The 17,680-nt window shown below is 63.7% G+C and carries 17 protein-coding genes and 1 pseudogene; 12 read left to right on the top strand and 6 right to left on the bottom strand.

From position 1 onward, the window contains the following. The first annotated feature begins 5 nt into the window (after positions 1–5). The 6 genes from hpaE (at position 6) to hpaI (ending at position 5,963) form a co-directional block, all read left to right on the top strand. Positions 6–1,466 carry a 5-carboxymethyl-2-hydroxymuconate semialdehyde dehydrogenase gene (gene hpaE / locus KI241_RS11985; protein WP_042731936.1) on the top strand — a complete coding sequence of 487 codons (1,461 nt, stop codon included), beginning with the start codon at positions 6–8 and terminating at the stop codon, positions 1,464–1,466. A gap of 235 nt (positions 1,467–1,701) precedes the next feature. Beyond that, positions 1,702–2,559 (top strand): 3,4-dihydroxyphenylacetate 2,3-dioxygenase, encoded by an 858-nt coding sequence (gene hpaD, locus KI241_RS11980; protein WP_042732639.1) that lies wholly within the window; start codon positions 1,702–1,704, stop codon positions 2,557–2,559. A gap of 24 nt (positions 2,560–2,583) precedes the next feature. Beyond that, positions 2,584–2,976, top strand: coding sequence for a 5-carboxymethyl-2-hydroxymuconate isomerase (locus tag KI241_RS11975; RefSeq protein ID WP_212803747.1), 393 nt, complete (start codon positions 2,584–2,586; stop codon positions 2,974–2,976). A gap of 52 nt (positions 2,977–3,028) precedes the next feature. After that, positions 3,029–4,333: an MFS transporter gene (locus KI241_RS11970; RefSeq protein WP_047738101.1), complete on the top strand. Its 1,305-nt coding sequence runs from the start codon at positions 3,029–3,031 to the stop codon at positions 4,331–4,333. Between the two features lie 10 nt (positions 4,334–4,343). Next, complete coding sequence (gene hpaH, locus KI241_RS11965; protein ID WP_042732636.1) at positions 4,344–5,147, top strand: 2-oxo-hept-4-ene-1,7-dioate hydratase; 804 nt, start codon at positions 4,344–4,346, stop codon at positions 5,145–5,147. Positions 5,148–5,165: 18 nt separating this feature from the next. Further along, the gene (gene hpaI, locus KI241_RS11960; RefSeq protein ID WP_042732635.1) at positions 5,166–5,963 is read left to right on the top strand and encodes a 4-hydroxy-2-oxoheptanedioate aldolase; all 798 of its coding nucleotides are present in this window, start codon (positions 5,166–5,168) and stop codon (positions 5,961–5,963) included. Positions 5,964–6,172: 209 nt separating this feature from the next. Here the strand turns inward: hpaI and hpaR are convergent, their stop codons facing one another. The 3 genes from hpaR to KI241_RS11945 form a co-directional block, all read right to left on the bottom strand. Next, complete coding sequence (gene hpaR, locus KI241_RS11955; protein ID WP_042732514.1) at positions 6,173–6,595, bottom strand: homoprotocatechuate degradation operon regulator HpaR; 423 nt, start codon at positions 6,593–6,595, stop codon at positions 6,173–6,175. Between the two features lie 219 nt (positions 6,596–6,814). Continuing rightward, positions 6,815–7,756 (bottom strand): p-hydroxyphenylacetate 3-hydroxylase reductase component, encoded by a 942-nt coding sequence (locus KI241_RS11950; protein WP_212803746.1) that lies wholly within the window; start codon positions 7,754–7,756, stop codon positions 6,815–6,817. Between the two features lie 68 nt (positions 7,757–7,824). After that, positions 7,825–8,994, bottom strand: a complete 1,170-nt coding sequence (locus KI241_RS11945) for a p-hydroxyphenylacetate 3-hydroxylase oxygenase component (RefSeq protein ID WP_042732512.1) — start codon at positions 8,992–8,994, stop codon at positions 7,825–7,827. A 310-nt stretch (positions 8,995–9,304) separates the two neighbouring features. Here KI241_RS11945 and KI241_RS11940 point away from each other — a divergent pair, with 310 nt between their 5' ends. From KI241_RS11940 to KI241_RS11915, 6 genes are all read left to right on the top strand, one after another. Then, positions 9,305–10,603: an FAD-binding oxidoreductase gene (locus KI241_RS11940; protein ID WP_042732511.1), complete on the top strand. Its 1,299-nt coding sequence runs from the start codon at positions 9,305–9,307 to the stop codon at positions 10,601–10,603. A 42-nt stretch (positions 10,604–10,645) separates the two neighbouring features. Next, on the top strand, positions 10,646–11,011 hold the full coding sequence (locus tag KI241_RS11935; protein ID WP_047738093.1) for a cupin domain-containing protein: 366 nt from the start codon (positions 10,646–10,648) through the stop codon (positions 11,009–11,011). A gap of 157 nt (positions 11,012–11,168) precedes the next feature. Then, positions 11,169–11,828: a LuxR C-terminal-related transcriptional regulator gene (locus tag KI241_RS11930; protein WP_212803745.1), complete on the top strand. Its 660-nt coding sequence runs from the start codon at positions 11,169–11,171 to the stop codon at positions 11,826–11,828. An 84-nt stretch (positions 11,829–11,912) separates the two neighbouring features. After that, the gene (locus KI241_RS11925; RefSeq protein WP_212803744.1) at positions 11,913–12,734 is read left to right on the top strand and encodes a molybdenum cofactor biosynthesis F family protein; all 822 of its coding nucleotides are present in this window, start codon (positions 11,913–11,915) and stop codon (positions 12,732–12,734) included. Next, complete coding sequence (locus KI241_RS11920; protein ID WP_042728393.1) at positions 12,727–13,530, top strand: SDR family oxidoreductase; 804 nt, start codon at positions 12,727–12,729, stop codon at positions 13,528–13,530. The genes KI241_RS11925 and KI241_RS11920 overlap by 8 nt, the downstream gene beginning before the upstream one ends. Next, complete coding sequence (locus KI241_RS11915) at positions 13,520–14,287, top strand: SDR family oxidoreductase (RefSeq protein ID WP_212803743.1); 768 nt, start codon at positions 13,520–13,522, stop codon at positions 14,285–14,287. The genes KI241_RS11920 and KI241_RS11915 overlap by 11 nt, the downstream gene beginning before the upstream one ends. 164 nt (positions 14,288–14,451) lie before the next feature. On the opposite strand, the pseudogene feaR reads toward KI241_RS11915, so the two are convergent. The 3 genes and pseudogenes from feaR to KI241_RS11900 form a co-directional block, all read right to left on the bottom strand. Next, positions 14,452–15,413 (bottom strand): annotated as a pseudogene (gene feaR / locus KI241_RS11910) (transcriptional regulator FeaR). A 123-nt stretch (positions 15,414–15,536) separates the two neighbouring features. Further along, positions 15,537–16,157 (bottom strand): DUF3156 family protein, encoded by a 621-nt coding sequence (locus KI241_RS11905; protein ID WP_083454137.1) that lies wholly within the window; start codon positions 16,155–16,157, stop codon positions 15,537–15,539. Then, a complete protein-coding gene (locus tag KI241_RS11900; protein ID WP_042728390.1) occupies positions 16,102–17,601 on the bottom strand; it encodes an APC family permease in 1,500 nt (499 codons plus the stop codon). The genes KI241_RS11905 and KI241_RS11900 overlap by 56 nt, the downstream gene beginning before the upstream one ends. Positions 17,602–17,680: the final 79 nt, after the last annotated feature.

Below are 17,680 nucleotides of genomic sequence, written 5' to 3'. Positions count from 1 at the left end.
GCACAATGATCAAACACTGGATCAACGGCCGTGAGGTCGAAAGCAAAGACGTCTTCGTCAACTACAACCCGGCCACCGGCGAAGCCATTGGCGAAGTCGCCAGCGGCGGCGCCGAGGAAGTCGCTCAGGCCGTAGCCGCCGCCAAGGATGCCTTCCCGAAGTGGGCCAACACGCCCGCCAAGGAACGCGCCCGGTTGATGCGCAAGCTCGGAGAGCTGATCGAGCAGAACGTGCCGAAACTGGCCGAACTGGAAACCCTCGACACCGGCTTGCCGATCCACCAGACCCGCAACGTGCTGATCCCGCGGGCGTCCCACAACTTCGATTTCTTCGCCGAAGTGTGCACCCGGATGGACGGCCACACCTACCCGGTCGACGACCAGATGCTCAACTACACCCTGTACCAGCCGGTGGGGGTCTGCGGCCTGGTGTCGCCGTGGAACGTGCCGTTCATGACCGCGACCTGGAAGACCGCGCCGTGCCTGGCCCTGGGCAACACCGCTGTGCTGAAGATGTCCGAGCTGTCGCCGTTGACCGCCAATGAACTGGGGCGACTGGCCGTCGAGGCCGGGATCCCCAACGGTGTGCTCAACGTGATCCAGGGCTACGGCGTCACGGCGGGCGATGCATTGGTGCGTCACCCGGATGTGCGGGCAATCTCCTTCACCGGCGGCACCGCCACCGGCAAGAAAATCATGCAGACCGCCGGGCTGAAGAAGTACTCCATGGAGCTGGGCGGCAAATCGCCGGTGCTGATTTTCGAAGACGCGGACCTGGAGCGGGCCCTTGATGCGGCGCTGTTCACGATTTTCTCGCTCAACGGCGAACGTTGCACCGCTGGCAGTCGGATCTTCATCCAGGAAAGCGTCTACCCGCAGTTCGTCGCCGAATTCGCCGCCCGTGCCAAACGCTTGATCGTGGGCGACCCCCAAGACCCCAAGACCCAGGTCGGCTCGATGATCACCCAGGCCCACTACGACAAGGTCACCGGCTACATCAGGATCGGCCTCGAAGAAGGCGCCACCCTGCTGGCCGGCGGCCTGGAACGCCCGGCCAACCTGCCTGCACACTTGAGTCGCGGCCAGTTCATCCAGCCGACGGTGTTCGCCGACGTGAACAACAAAATGCGTATCGCCCAGGAAGAGATCTTCGGCCCGGTGGTCTGCCTGATCCCGTTCAAGGACGAAGCCCAGGCGTTGCAACTGGCCAACGACACCGAGTACGGCCTGGCGTCGTACATCTGGACCCAGGACATCGGCAAGGCCCATCGCCTGGCCCATGGCATCGAGGCCGGCATGGTGTTCATCAACAGCCAGAACGTGCGCGACCTGCGCCAGCCTTTCGGCGGCGTGAAGGGTTCCGGAACCGGGCGCGAAGGTGGACAGTACAGCTTTGAAGTGTTTGCCGAGATCAAGAACGTTTGTATTTCCATGGGCGGTCATCACATTCCACGGTGGGGCGTGTAATCCATGGCTGGGGGCTAACTCTGTGGCGAGGGGATTTATCCCCGCTGGGGCGCGAAGCGGCCCTGAATCAGTCAACCTCGATCAACCTGACACACCGAGGTGTTTGATTTGAGGTCTGCTGTGCAGCCCAGCGGGGATAAATCCCCTCGCCACAAGAGCTGCGGTCCAGTTGAACAGGCTGTGATTCACCGATTACCCAAGACTCAACAAGAACAACTTTTTCAGGAGAATCATCATGGGCGAAGTCGTCCTGGCTGCGAAGATCTGCCACGTTCCCTCGATGTACCTGTCGGAGCTGCCCGGTAAACACCACGGTTGCCGCGAGGCCGCGATCGCCGGCCATAAGGAAATCGGCCGTCGCGCCCGCGAGCTGGGCGCCGACACGGCCGTGGTGTTCGACGTGCACTGGCTGGTCAACAGCGCCTACCACGTCAACAGCGGCGAGCATTTCAAGGGCATCTACACCAGTAACGAGCTGCCGCATTTCATCAAGAACATGGAGTACGAATACGCGGGCGCCCCGGAACTGGGCGAGTTGATCGCCGCCGAAGCCAACGCCGCCGACGTCCGCACCCTGGCCCACAACATCCCCAGCCTGGAGCTGGAGTACGGCACGCTGGTGCCCATGCGCTACATGCACATGGACGTCCCGCCGGCGCAGAAACTCAACGTGGTGTCGATTGCCGCCTGGTGCGCCTGGCATCGCCTGCAAGACAGCTTCACCTTTGGCGCCGCCGTACGCCGGGCCATCGAGAAGAGCGACCGCAAGGTCCTGGTGCTCGCCTCCGGTTCGCTGTCCCACCGGTTTTCCGATGATCGCAACGCCGAAGCCAACATCCACAACTGGACCCGTGAGTTCGACAAGCAGGTGGACCTGCACGTGGTGCAGATGTGGCGCGAAGGCCGCTGGAAGGAGTTCTGCGCGATGCTCCCGGACTACGCCGAACACTGCTTCGGCGAAGGCAAGATGCATGACACCGCCATGCTCCTGGGGTTGCTCGGCGGAGCGGACTACGACAAGCCGGCCGAAATCATCACCGAGCCGTTCGGCAGCTCGGGCACCGGCCAGATCAACGCCATTTTCCCGGTTTGAAACGCCTGCGCAGGAGCACCGACCATGCCGCACTTCATCGCTGAATACACCGACAACATCGAACACCAGGCCGATTTGCCCGGCCTGTTTGAAAAGGTCCACGCCCTGCTCGGCGACAGCGGCGTGTTCCCCCTCGGCGGCATCCGCAGCCGGGGTCTGCGCCTGGACACCTGGCGCATGGCCGACGCCAAGCACGACTACGCCTTCGTGCACATGACGTTGAAAGTCGGCCATGGCCGCGACCTCGCCACCCGCGAGAAGGTCGCGCAGAAACTCTTCGAGGTGATCACTGCGCACTTCGCCGACTTGCAGGCCCAGCGTCTGCTGGCCCTGTCGTTCGAGATGATCGAGTTGCACGAGCACCTCAACTTCAAGGCCAACAACGTCCATGCCTTCCTCAAGGCCCAGGCGGGATAGCCACGCCCGATCGCTTGCCCCCATCGGCCTCTCGGACAAAAAGTACAAGATCATGAGCACAGCCAATCCCGCTGGCACTGCCGGCTCCGTCGTGCACGACCGCACCCATGCCACGATCACCTGGCGGCTGATGCCGTTGTTGCTGGTCTGCTACCTGTTCGCACATCTGGACCGGATCAACATCGGCTTTGCCAAGATGCAGATGAGCGCCGACCTGCAGTTCAGCGACACGGTCTACGGCTTCGGCGCCGGCCTGTTCTTCATCGCCTATGCGCTGTTCGGCGTGCCGAGCAACATGGCCCTGGACCGGGTCGGCCCGCGCCGCTGGATCGCCACGCTGATGGTGGTCTGGGGAGCCTTGTCCACCGGCATGTTCCTGATTGAAAGCGCCGCCGGTTTCTACCTGCTGCGTTTTCTGCTGGGGGTGGCCGAAGCCGGGTTCTTCCCGGGGATCCTGGTGTTCCTCAACCGCTGGTACCCGGCACGCCGGCGCGCCCAGGTGACCGCGCTGTTCGCCATCGCCGTGCCGATGGCGGGCGTGATCGGCGGGCCGCTGTCGGGGGCGATCCTCGAACATTTCCACGATGTCGGCGGCCTGCGTGGCTGGCAATGGATGTTCGTCATCGAGGGGCTGCCGGTGATCCTCCTGGGCCTGGTCGTACTCAAGTGCCTGCCCGACAGTTACCAAAGCGTCAGCTGGCTCTCACCCCACGCCAAGCAGCACCTGCGCGAACAACTGAGCGTGGAGGAACAGCGAAAATCCATCACCTCGTTTTCGGCGATCCTCGCTAACCCCCAGGTCTGGTTGCTGGTGGCGGTGTACTTCGCCGTGATGCTGGCGGTGAACACCCTGGCTTTCTGGATGCCCACTCTGATCCACGGCGCCGGCATCGGCAGCGAAGGCCAGGTCGGCCTGCTCAGCGCGGTGCCTTACCTGGCCGGTTGCTTCTTCATGATCGGTTGTGGCCGCTCCTCCGACCGCCACCGCGAACGTCGCTGGCACCTCTGCGTACCGTTGTTGATGGCGGCAGCCGGTATCGCCATCGCCGGGCTCTCTCCCGGCAATCCGACCCTGGTGCTCGGCGGCCTGATTGTCGCCGGCATGGGCGCCAGCGCGGCGTTGCCGATGTTCTGGCAACTGCCGCCGGCGTTTCTCTCCAACAACACCCAGGCCGCCGGAATCGCCCTGATCAGTTCCTTTGGCAGCATCGCCTCATTCTTCGCGCCGTACCTCATCGGCTGGATGCGGGACACCACGCAGAGCGCCAGCCTGGCCCTGTATGTCCTGGCGCTGTTCATCACCCTGGGTGGCCTGCTGGTGCTGCGCACCCGGGCCGCCGTCGTCAATCCTCAATAGAGACCTTGTCATGCTCGATCAAAGCCTCATCCAGCAAGCCGCTGCCCGCCTCGACCACGCCGAGCGTTCCCGGGAGCAGGTGCGCCAGTTTTCCCTCGATCACCCGGCCATCACCCTCGATGACGCCTACGCCATCCAGCGCGCCTGGGTGGCGCAGAAAATCAACGACGGGCGCAAGCTGGTCGGCCACAAGATCGGCCTGACCTCCCGGGCCATGCAAGTGTCCTCGAACATCACCGAGCCGGACTACGGCGCGCTGCTGGATGACATGTTCTTCGACGAAGGCACCGACATTCCCTTCTCGCGCTTCATCGTGCCGCGAGTGGAAGTCGAACTGGCGTTCATCCTCGGCAAACCGTTGAAAGGCCCGAACGTCACGGTGTTCGACGTACTGGATGCCACTGAATGGGTGATCCCGGCACTGGAAATCATCGACGCACGCATCCAGCAGATCGACCCGCAGACCCAGGCCACCCGCAAAGTCTTCGACACCATTTCCGACAACGCGGCCAACGCTGGCGTGGTCATGGGCGGACGTGCGGTGCGCCCCACCGAGATCGACCTGCGCAAGGTGCCGGCGGTGCTCTACCGCAACGGCGTGATCGAAGAGTCCGGCGTCTCGGCGGCGGTGCTCAATCACCCGGCCAAGGGCGTGGCCTGGCTGGCGAACAAGCTGGCGGCCTATGACGTCACCCTGCAACCGGGGCAGATCATCCTCGGTGGCTCCTTCACCCGCCCGGTGGCGGCCAACCCGGGCGATACCTTCCATGTCGACTACGACATGCTTGGCTCCATCGCTTGCCGTTTCGTCTGACTGCTCGAGGACTGCTTCATGGACATGCCGATCAACACGTTCAAACAACGGCTGAAAAGCGGCGAGGCGCAGATTGGCCTCTGGCTCGGACTGGCCGACGCCTACTGCGCCGAGCTGGCTGCCAATGCCGGTTTCGACTGGCTGCTGATCGACGGTGAACACGCGCCCAACGACGTGCGCACCCTGCTCGGCCAGCTCCAGGCCGTGGCGCCCTACGCCAGCCAACCGGTGATTCGCCCGGTGGTGGGTGACACGGCGCTGATCAAACAAGTGCTCGACCTCGGCGTACAGACCCTGCTGGTGCCGATGGTGGAAAGCGCCGCGCAGGCCCGCGAGCTGGTGCGCGCCATCCATTACCCGCCCAGTGGGGTGCGTGGTGTCGGCAGCGCGCTGGCTCGCGCGTCGCGCTGGAACAGCATCCCCGGTTACCTGGACAAGGCCGATGAACAGATGTGCCTGCTGGTGCAGATCGAAAGCCGCGAGGGTCTGGCCAATCTCGACGCCATTGCCTCGGTGGACGGCGTGGACGGGGTGTTCATCGGCCCGGCGGACCTGAGTGCGTCCATGGGGTTTCGCGGCAATCCGGGGCATCCGGACGTGCAAGCAGCCATCGAAGACGCCATCGCCCGCATTCGCAAGGCCGGCAAGGCCGCCGGAATCCTCAGTGCCGACGAAAAACTGGCCCGGCGCTACATCGAGCTGGGGGCAGCGTTCGTAGCCGTCGGAGTGGACACGACCGTGCTGATGCGCGGCCTTCAAAGCCTGGCGTCGGCGTTCAAGGGTGTGCCAAAGCCTGCGGCGGGTGGGGTGTACTGACCTAAGTCGAGCCTGCCTGTGGCGAGGGGATTTATCCCCGCTGGGCTGCGCAGCAGCCCTAAAGCCTGACACCCGATGTATCAGGCAGATTGAGTTGGACTCTCTTGGGGCTGCTGCGCAGCCCAGCGGGGATAAATCCCCTCGCCACAAAGGCTTCAGCACTTCGCTCAGCTATCAGCTATCAGCTATCAGCTATCAGCTATCAGCTATCAACGCCTGACCGCCTTCAACTCATTCAGCAACACCAATAACGTCTGCAACTTCTCCTCCCCCAGTTTCTCCTGCAAGCGCTGGTAGTTGGCCTCCATGCTGTGGCTCATCGAGTCGAAGCACGCCTGCCCTTGTGGTGTCAGGCGCACCAGTACGCGCCGCTGATCCTGCTCGGCCTTGCGCCGAACAACCATGCCCGCAGCCTCCATGCGCACCAGCACGCCGGTCATGCTGGGCTTGAGGATGCAGGCCAGTTCGGCCAGGCGATTGATCTCCAGCTCCGCGTGCTGGCTGAGGATGCGGATGACCCGCCATTGCTGTTCGGTCAGGCCGTGTTGATTGAGGGAGGGACGGAAAAACCCCATGGCCGCTTCACGGGCCTGTAGCAGGGTCAGGGTCAAAGATTGGCGCAGCTTGGGCATGGAGAGTGTTCGCCAGGGTATTAGTTAATGAGTTAACTAAATCTTAGCATCACCACTGTCCCGCTGTCCGTGCCAAGGGCAATTGAACACCCAAGTACCTTGTGGGAGCGGGCTTGCCCGCGAAGGCGACGGCACAGCCAACATCATCGCAAGCTGAATGACCACCATCGCAGGCAAGCCCGCTCCCACAGGGGTGTAGCTATTTTCAGTGCTCTGGCATCAAGCGCCCTTGATCACCCCTTTGAGCACCGCCTTGAAATGCTCCACCTGGGCCTCGCCGAACTGGCCGAACACCTTGTCCTGCTGTTCCCTGGCAATGGCCCAGAGCCCTTCGGTCTCATCGATGCCCTTGACGGTCAGGCGGACCCGGTCGCCATCATCGCTCACCAGGCCCTTGCGCTTGAGGTTGGCCACGGCTTCTTCGATCTCGCGCACCGGCATCGCCACTTCTCGCTGCAGGTCGACCAGGTTCAGCCCGGCGTCATTTTCCAGCACCATCAGCATTCGCGCTTCGCTGGTGCGCAGCCCCGTGGACAATTGGCGGGGCTGGTAACTGGCCTGGTAGGCCCGCAGTGCCTGGGTCATCAGGTAGTAGAGGTTGTGACTCAAACGGCCCTGGAAGTGGCTGCTGGGCGCCTGCCCCTCTTCGCGCCGCGTCATGCGCGTGTGGGGCAAGACCATCGAGTAGGCACCCTGGTGATAAAGCAACGGCGAACGTCCGAAATCGTCGAAGGCCACGACCTTGCCCAGCATGATCCAGTGATCGCCACCGTCCACCTGCTGGAATTTTTCACAGTGAAACCGCGCGGCGCAATCGGCAAACACCGGCGCCCCGCCCTCGCCGTTGTCGAATTCGATCTCGGCGAAGCGATCCTCCCTGGGCCGGGCGAAGTTGTTCGACAGGTCGATCTGGTCGGCGGCCAATACGTTCACCGCAAAGTGGCTGGCGGCTTCGAACACGCCGTGGCTGCTGGAGCGCTTGTCGATACTCCAGAGAATCAGCGGCGGATCCAGGGACACCGAATTGAAGCTGTTGGCCGTCACGCCGACCTTTCGGCCATCTTCCGTCGCGGCGGTGATCACGGTCACACCGGTGGCAAAATTGCCCAGGGCGCGGCGGAATGCGCGGGTATCGAACGCGGTATCGCAATCATTGGACATGCAAGACTCCCGGCCGCCTCATGCGACGGCCTCGATTTGTTGTTATGGGGCGGCGCTGGGGCAGGTACTCAGACCATGCTGGGATCGGGTTCCAGGCCCATCAGCTCACGCCCGAGGATCTGCGCGCAGACGTCGTAGTCGGTGTAGGCATGGGCACCGGTGAGGTGCGCATCGCGAAACAGCCGTTGCAGCTCGTTGGACTCGAACCAGGCGCCGCCGCCGGCCGCTTCCATCAGCCGGTCCACTGCCTGGATGCACATCTTGGTGGCATAGCCCTGGTTGGTCCGCCAGAACGCCAGGGTTTCCCGGCTCGGGTACTCGTGGCGTTCTCCATGCTCGGCGTGGTCCTGCCAGGTTTTTTCGAGAAAAGCCCGCGCCGCCGCCACCTGGTGAGTGGACTCGGCCAGGCGCATCAGCGCCGGGGTGGCAGCGCCCACGGCCGCACCGGTGTAGGCCCGCACACGGTTGCGGGTTTTCTCGCGAAACACTTCGAGCATGCGCTCGGCCACGCCCAGGCTGACCGTGGAAAAACCGCTGGCAAAATAGGGCCGGTACGGCGAGTAGAAAATCTTGCTGTCGGGGTACAGGCCGAAGCCACCGGACTTGCCTTCCATCATGTCCTTGGCCTTCTGGATCCGATGCTCCGGCACGAACACGTTGGTGATGATCAGGGTCTTGCTGCCACTGCCGCGCATGCCCACGGCGAACCAGTCGTCACGAATCTCATAGTCGCGGCGAGGCAACACGGCGAAGCAATAGTCCTGGGTGCCTTCGGCGTTCTTGCGGCGAAATCCGACAATGGCCCACTCGGCATGGTCACAGCCGCTGCTCCAGCCCATTTCGCCGCTGAACATCACGCCGCCCTCGACTTCCTCGGTGCGGCCAAACGGCGCGATGCTGCTGCTGGCGGTGGCATCGGGATCGGCGCCCCAGATTTCTTCCTGGGTCTTGGCCGGGAACATCGCCAACTGATGGCTGTGGGTGCACAACAGGCTCATGGCCCAGGCCGTGCTGGCACAGGCGCCGGCCAGCAGCGCGATGCAATCGGCAAACTGCGGCAGGGAAATCTCCAGGCCGCCATACGCCTTAGGCTGGAAGGCCCGATGCAGGCCGATGCCCTTGAGCAAGGCGATGTTCTCGGCAGGAACGCTACGGTCCTGCTCCGCCTGGAAGGCATTGGCGGCAATGATCGGCAGGAGGGGCTTGAGGTCTTCGAGCAACGGGTTTGGCTTTTTCATGGACGGACTCTTTTATTATTGGCGTCTGCCGATCCCGCCTGGCCTTGCACCTCACGGCAGGCTCGTGGTGCAGAAAACAGCGGGATCAAATGATTGAGGCCGGTCCAGTATGGGCATTGGCAAGACGTCGAAAAATGCACCTTCCAGATCCAAGATTGTACTTTTCATGGTGCCGATCCAGGCCGATGGCGCGCTCGGTCAAGTGCCCCGGCACGGATGATCAAGACAAACACCCTCGCCTAGGCCCTTAATAGGGGCATCGCGTGCAGCGCTTTGCACGGAGTCTCCTTTCACTTTGTCAGGTTGCGTCATGATCAATATCGAAACGCCCACCTATTACACAGCCACCAAGAAGTACAACCTCAGTTTCCCGACCCTGGAACAGGACGTGGAAGCCGATGTCGTGGTGATTGGCGGCGGCTTCTCCGGCATCAATACCGCGCTGGAGCTTGCTGAAAAAGGCATCACCAACATCGTGGTGCTCGAGGCGCGCTACCTGGGTTTCGGCGGCACCGGGCGCAACGGCGGGCAGATCATGGCCGGCATCGGTCATGACCTGGAAAAGATCAAGAAGGACGTCGGCGAAGACGGTCTGCGCCAGGTCTTCGAGATCAGCGACCTGGGGGCGGACATCATCAAGGACCGCATCGCCAAGTACGCCATCGATGCCGACTTCTGCCATGGCTACGGCTACATGGGTTTCAACGCCCGCCAGGAAAAAACCCTGCGGGCCTGGGAAAAAGACTTCAAGTCGATCAACAGCAAGCACGAGATCCGCTTTCTCGGCGGCTCCGACGTCCAGCAGATCATCGGCTCCAAAGCCTACGGCAGCGCATTGCTGCACATGGGCGGTGGGCATGTGCATTCGTTGAACCTGCTGCTGGGCGAAGCCAAGGCACTGGCCGGCCACGGCGTGCAGATCTACGAGAACAGCCCCGCCCTGGAAGTCCGTTATGGCGAGCGCATCACCGTGCGCACCGGGCGCGGCTCGGTCAAGGCCAGCAAGCTGTTGTGGGCCTGCGACAGTTTCCTCAACAAACTGGAGCCGGAACTGCATCGCTCGACGATCAACACCTACGCCTTCCAGATGATGACCGAGCCACTGTCGGACGAGCTGATCCAACGCATCAGCCCGATTCGCGGTGCCTACAGCGATATCCGCCCGGTCATCGACTATTACCGCGTTACTAACGAAAATCGCCTGCTGTTCGGTGCCGCGACGCCGCTGGTGGAGCACATTCCCCAGGACCTCAAGGCCTGGAACCGGAATCTGATGCTGAAGATTTTCCCGTACCTCAAGGACGTGAAGATCGACCTCGCCTGGGGCGGTCCGATGGCGTGCAGCCCGAATCTGTTCCCCCAGATCGGTACCCTGCCCGGCCGCCGCAATGCGTTCTTCGTCCAGGGCTACTCCGGGTTTGGCGTCACGCCGAGCCACATCATCTGCAAGGTCCTGGCCGAAGGCATGAGCGAAGGTTCGGCGCGTTATGACCTGGTCAGTTCCGTCAGGCGCCCGACCATCATCGGCAAGGACGCCATCCGTCCGCTGTTGCTGACTGCCGGCAAGTCCTGGCACCAGCTGTCGGGCTACTGGAACGGCCGTCGCTGACAACCACACCGCTTTCTATTTCAATCATCAGGAGTCACTGCCATGCCCCTTATCACCCTCAAGAAAGACATCCAGCTGTCCGAACTGGACGCCTGGGGTACCGTCGCCGACCTGGGTTCGCAAATCCTCGAAGGCGAAGTCAAGGCCTTCGGCAAGATGACCTTCGGCGCCCCGACCGATCCCGTCAGCAGCGCCTACTTCGGCACCACACAGGGCAAGTTCCGGATGGTGTATCCGTTTGCCGAGCAAGCCACCGTGGTCACCGGCGAAGTGGTGCTCACCGACGAAGCCACCGGCCAGAGCACCCGCTACAAGGCTGGCGACAGCTGGTTCGTGACCAAGGGCACGCCGGTACTGTGGGAAGTGGTCAGCGAGAGTTTCGTCAAGCACTACTTCGCGGTAGTCTGAGCACCGTGACCGTGGCGAGGGAGCTTGCTCCCGCTGGGCTGCGAAGCAGCCCCGCTTTTATGCGATTCGGGAGCAAACTCCCTCGCCACAAAAACGCCCTGGCCCTAGGGGTTCACGTTCTTCCCTCAACCGCAATGTGCTTGCGAAGGTTGCGCCCATGAACCTCATTCCCACCCAGGACATCGCCGGCCACTGCCTGCACGCGTTCACCCAGTTGATTCCCGCCAGCCGGGCGGCCTTCTACTGCGTCGACCGCCACTTGCAAGCCCATGACTTCAGCCTGCACGGCATGAGTAGCGAGATGCACCGCGACTACCTGGACAACTACCGCCAGTTCGATCCGCTGCAACCGTCCAACTGTGTCTGCGATGAACAGGCCGTGGTGCCGCTGAGCCTGGCGATGACCCGCCAGCCGGTGCGCGACAGCCAGCGCTACCGCAGCTTCCTGCAACGCTACGGCGTAGTGGATGTGGTGGAAGTCTTCGCCCGTCGGGACGGCCAGCCGCAAGCCGCCATTTCGTTATTGCGCACCGCCGAACAAGGCGCCTTCACGCCTCAGCAGTTGTCCCAGCTCGGCGCGTTGCAAACCCTGTTGCAACTGGCGGTGGCGCACCTGCCTGCCCAGGCGGATGCCCTGGACGGCTTGACGCCCAAGGAGCGCCAGATCGCCCTGCTGCTGCGCGAGGGCGTCAGCAACAAGCACCTGGCCCGGGAGTTGAACGTCGGCTTGCCGACCATCAAGACTCACCTGATCAACCTGTTCCGCAAGGTCGGCGTCAGCAGTCGCACCGAGTTGGTCAGCGCGCTGTTTCTCTGAACGGTTCAACCATCCGGTTGATAGTGCACAGATGCCCCAGAGCCCATGATCCGGCGGGTGACTACACCCAACCGGAGCCTTGCAATGAGCACATCTACAGACTGGATCACCGTCGGCGCCCTGGCCGATGGCTTTGCCCCCGACGCCTTCATCCTGCCGAACCTGGCAGACCTGAGCGGCAAGACCTTTACCCTGAACTTCGCCAATGGCTGGCAGATCGAGCATCGGTTCGAGCAGGACACGTTGTCCTGGCACGCCGCCGACGGGCACTCCAGCGGCACCGCGCCCTACCGCGCCACATCGGTTCGCCCGGGCCTGTACCTGGTGGACTTTCTCAAGGGCGAGGGCCGCCAGACCCTGTCGGTCAGCCTGGTGCTTGACACCGCCAACGCTGCGTTCACCGCCGTGATCGGGCGCATGCCCGAGCCAGAGCAAACCCGTGAAGGGCTCTACGGCCGCGCCCTGGCGGGCAAGCCCCTGACGAGCGTCGGCGTCGACTTCCTCCACGGCAGCCTCGACCGGCCCTGGCAAGAGGGCCTCTGCCCGCACGCACCGAGCAACGAGCTGGTGGGGCTGCGCAACCTGTATCGCTACAGCCCAAGCGAAGTCTACGAACACATCTACCTCAATGACCGGTTCTACGCCTGGCAGTGCCTCAAGGGCGTGGAACAAGGCCTGTGCGACACCGACCGGTGCGACACCTACAAGGTCGCCGACCAGCTGTATCTGTTCGTCTGGCGGGAAAAAATCATCCCGACCCTCGGCCTGGTGCTGATCGACCTGCAACAACACCGCAGCGACGGCAAGATTTTCGGCTACGCCGGTGCGTCCTTCGATGAATACTCCAATTTCCCGGTCAGTTCCTACTGCCAGGTCCTCAACCAGACGGAGTATCCCGATGCCTGAATCACGCACCGTGGTGATTACCGGCGCAGGCACCGGCATCGGTGCCGCCTGCGCCCGGTTGTATGCCGCCGAAGGCGCCAACCTGGTCTTGATCGGCCGACGCCGCGAGCCCCTGGAAGACCTTGCCAGGGAAGTCGGCGGCCTGGTGTTGGTGGGCGATGCCGCGTGCCCGACGACCTGGGACGGTTTCATCGCGCAGATCCGCCAGCGTTTCGCTCGACTCGATGTGCTGTTGGCCTGTGCCGGCGGCATGGGCCAGGGCAGCGCCACCCAAACCAGCCCGCAAGCCTGGGACGCAGCCATGCGCAGCAACCTCGACAGCGCGTTCTACAGCGCGCGGGCCTGCCTGCCCTTGCTGCAGGAAAGTGCCGGCAACGTGGTGTTGATCGGGTCCATCGCGTCGTTGGCGGCCGGGCCGCAAGTGTGCGGCTACACCACCGCCAAACACGCACTGCTGGGCCTGAACCGCTCCCTGGCGCGGGACTACGGGCCCCAAGGCGTGCGGGTCAACGCGGTCTGTCCGGGCTGGGTCCGCACGCCGATGGCCGATGAGGAAATGCAGGTGCTGATGCAGTTCCACGGTGAAACGCTGCAACAGGCCTACGACCGAGTCTGCGCCGACGTGCCGTTGCGCCGCCCCGCCAGCGCCGAGGAGATCGCCCTCGCCTGTCGTTTCCTGGCGTCCCGGGACGCCTCGATCATCACCGGCGTGGCGCTGGTGGCCGACGGTGGTTCGAGCATCGTCGACGTACCGACCCTGGCGTTCAGCCACATGGAGGTGACCCATGGCCAATGACCTGGATTTCAGCGGCAAGACGGTGTTGGTGACTGGCGGTGCCCAAGGCATTGGTCGGGGCATTGTCGAAGCCTTCGCCTGGCGTGGGGCTCAGGTGGTGATCGCCGACCTCGGCCTGGCGCGGGCCGAGGCCCTCGCCAGCGAGCTGACGGCCGGCGGCTACCAGGCGCAAGCGGTGGGCGTGGACCTCGCGGACGCCACGGCGATATCGGCCATGATGGGCGGGCTGCAAGAGCGCCTGGGGCGCCTGGACGTGCTGGTGCACAACGCCGGCTACTTCCCGTTGACGCCTTTTGCGCAGATCACCCCGGCGGTGCTGGAACGCACCCTGGCGGTGAACCTGTCGGCGCTGTTCTGGCTGACCCAGGCGGCGCTGCCGATGTTCCGCCGCCAGGGCCAGGGCTGTGTGCTGGTGACGTCCTCGGTCACCGGCCCGCGCGTGGCGTACCCGGGGCTGAGCCATTACGCCGCATCCAAGGCCGGGGTCAATGGTTTCATACGCAACGCGGCACTGGAGCTGGCGCCCGAGCAGGTGCGGGTCAACGGTGTCGAACCGGGCATGATCGCGACCCCGGCCATGGCCAACCTCGGCGACGATGACCTCAACCAGGACATCGCTCGGCGCGTGCCACTGGGGCGATTGGGTCGTCCGGGGGACATTGCCGGCGCCATGCTATACCTGGCCTCTGACCTGGCCGCCTATGTGACGGGCCAGACCCTGGTGGTCGACGGCGGTTCGACATTGCCGGAAGTCTGAGGCGATCCAGCGGGCGGTGGTGACGACAGCACCACCGCCTTCGCGGGCAAGCCCGCTCCCACAAGTCCAGCAGCATCCCTTGCTATTTCGCACACACCACAGCGCCACTGTGGGAGCGGGCTTGCCCGCGATGGCGGCGGTTCGGCGGGCACCGTTCCTGCGTCTCAGGCCACTCCCTGCGCCTGTTGCAGATGGCTTGCGCGAAAGTCCTTGGGCGAGAGTTCGAACTGCTTCTTGAACGAGCGGCTGAAGTGGGCCGAGTCGGTGAAGCCCCATTTGTAGGCAATCGAGGTGATGGACTCGTCTCGCAGGAACGGGTTGGTCAGGTCATCGGCGCTGCGCTTGAGCCGGGCTCGCTGGATGTAACGGCAGACGCTGTCGTCCTGTTCTTCGAACAACCGGTACAGATGGCGCACCGAGATGTTCAGGCGGTTGGCCAGGCCCACCGGGCTGAGGCCGGGCTGGTTGAGGGATTCGTCGATGACCTTCTGCACGTAGCTGCGCAGATGGCTGCCCTGCAGCGCGGCGCCATCGTCACGGGCATCGCTCGTGTGCTCCAGCGCCGAGCCCAGCAAGGACACGAACGCACTCTGCAGGGCCTCGCCCTCGCCCGCCGCGCCTTCGCCGTCCGGTGTGTCCTTGCACAACTGGTCCATCAGCACGTGCAACATCCGCCCGCAGGCCTTGCTCGACGAGATCTTGCCGAAGGTCCTGGTGTCCCCGCCCAACTGCCTCGACACCTGCTGCCGAGACAAGGACAGCACGGCATGCTCGATCAGGCCGAACGGGCTGATCTCCAGCGCGCCCGCCGAATCCATCAGTAACAACTCGCCGGGGCCAGTTGGATGCTCAGGCCGTTCTGGGTGATGCGGCAATAGCCACTGCGCTGGCTGACCAGCAGGCAATCCTGATCGTCGTCGTGGTCGGGATTGGGCGAGTGGCGCTTGATGGAACCGGCGTTGGTGCGCAGGTTCGAGAGGGAAAGACCGCCGCGGCAGAAGTTCGAGACCTGGCCGATAAACAAGGCACGATTGAAAGCCAGCTCCGTCTCGAAATACCCACACGTGGCGCGCAGGTCCCGGTTCCAGGTCTCCAGCCCGTCTTGCCCAACCTGTTGCATGCTCATGGCGTTCTCCGCAGTGGCTTATTGTTTTTGTGCGGCAATAGTTAACATGTTATCTATATGCACGCAACAAGTACCTGATCGCCAGAGCAGTAGCAGGATTGATGCCAGGACGGCACTACAGGGTCAGAGGCTTGCCAATACCCGTTGCAGGCCGCTCAGGGATGCCAGCAAGGCTGCGCGTTGTTCGCCTCCGAGCGCGATGTAGCGCCGAAAGGCCGGCATGCGGTTGACCACCTCGCTGCCGCCCATGTGTTCCAGGCGCACGCACCACTGGCGCTCGTGCAGGTCGATGCGCAGGCGCTTGAAATCCAGCGGCATGAGCGCCTGGTACAACCCCTGATCGTGCGTCACCGCCGCCTGCAACCGGGCCGCCAGCGCCTGGTCGGCACCCCGCTGGCGACAGCGCAGACCCTTGCGGCGAATAGCCCCGCCGTGGTGCAGCTCCAGGCGCGCCGTGCCCTCCATCGACGCAGGCACGCGCAACACGAATTCGGTCATCACCAGATGCATCAGCCACTGTGATTCGGTGCGCTCGACAATCTCCAGTTGCAGCCGGCCGTCGTCGCTGGCCACAGTAGCCGTCGTCGGCCCTGACCACACGAAATGCGCCAGCCCGAGGTTGCGCCGCACGTGTTCCAGGGTCACCCCGGGCCGATAGCCGGCCGGGGCACGATGGGCGCGCAAGCGCTCAGACAGTCTTTGCAGCACGGTCGATAAACTCGCCGGCAGGTTGCCCTGGCTCATGGGAAAACTCCTTGGCCAGCACGTCTTCCACCGACGCCGGCATGAATGGATTGACCTTCTGCACCACCAGGGTCCAGAACAAGGCGTAGGCCGCGGTGCCACCGAGCATCACCGCGAACGGGATGTAGATGTCGGCTGGGTTCATGCCGGGCGGCGTGATGAACCACATGCCCAGGAGGATGCCGACACTGGACAGGATCTGTGGCAGCGGAAAGAACGGCGAGCGATAGGCCCGCGGCAGGTCTGGCCGACGAATGCGCAGGCTCACCACCGACACCGTCACCAGCAGGTAGGCAAAGCTCCAGGCACACACCGCCGCCAGCACCAGGTGCATGATGTTGTCGGTGTTGCCACCGAGCCACAGCGCATGCAGGCAAGGAATCAACGCCGCCACCAGGATGCACAGCAAGGGTGTCTTGAAACGCGGGTGCAGGTAAGTGAAGACCTTGGGCAATGCGCCGTCCACCGCCATCCCGTAGAGAATCCGCGGCACGCCGGCCATCAGGGTGTTGATGGTCGCCGCGCCGGCAAACAGGAAGCCGATCCCCAGCCACAGCGGGCCGATATCCCCCATGACCTGCTCGGCGAAGCGCGGAATCGCCATGGGCGTGTCCAGCAGGTGCACGCCGCTGGCGGCATCGAGCAGCACGTTCTCCACCTGGCGCTTCATCGCCGCGCCGTAGATGAACATGCACGAGGCGACGCTCAGCAAGCCGAGGATCATCGCCCTGGGCATGACCTTGGCCGAGTGGCGCAGGTCCGGCGCCAGAGGCGTGACGAACTCGCAGCCCACGAACATGAACATGGCCATGCCCACCAGCGAGAGGATGGTGATCAGGTCGGTGCCCACCAGCGAAACCCCGAACCAGCCTTCCAGTTGCACCGCTGGCGCCGCGATCAAGCCGAGCACGCCAAATACCATCAACGTGGTCCACATGCCGAAGGTCAGGATGATCTCGGCTCGGCCGAACGCACTGACGCCGAACGCGTTGAGCACCCCGAACACGATGACGAACCCGACCCCGAGCAACCAGGAACCGCCGGCAGACTCGGCCAGGGTGTTCAGGTGCTCGAAGTTCACCAGCGCCATGACCCCGGACAGGATGGTCTCGGCGGTGCCGGCGAACACGTGCACGATCAGGTAGGCCGACAGCGTGCCGGTGATCGCGAAGAAACGCCCCATGCCACAGTTGATGTAGTCATAGACCGAGCCGGTGGTGGGCAGGATCGACGCGGCCTCGGCGAACGTGGTCGCCTGGGCCAGCATCATCACCACGGCAATCAGCATCGCCACGGCGAAGGCGCTGCCACCGATACCGAAGCCCATGGTCGCGGTGAGAATCACCGGGCTGGCCATGATCAGGCCGATGGTGCTGGCCAGGGCGGTGGGAAATCCCACCGTGCCCCGGTTCAAGTGCGCGGTGAGTCGGTCATTGATCGACATGGTGCAGATCCTCGAGAAGCGGATTTTTTAGTAGAGGTGCCACAGCCGTCCAGGAGCCGGCATTCAAGCCCCCCAGCCA

The sequence above is a fragment of the Pseudomonas sp. Cab53 genome (assembly GCF_018325965.1).
GTDB lineage: Bacteria > Pseudomonadota > Gammaproteobacteria > Pseudomonadales > Pseudomonadaceae > Aquipseudomonas > Aquipseudomonas chlororaphis_E.
Note: the sequence above shows the minus strand (reverse complement) of the source record. Positions and strands in the feature narration are given on the sequence as shown.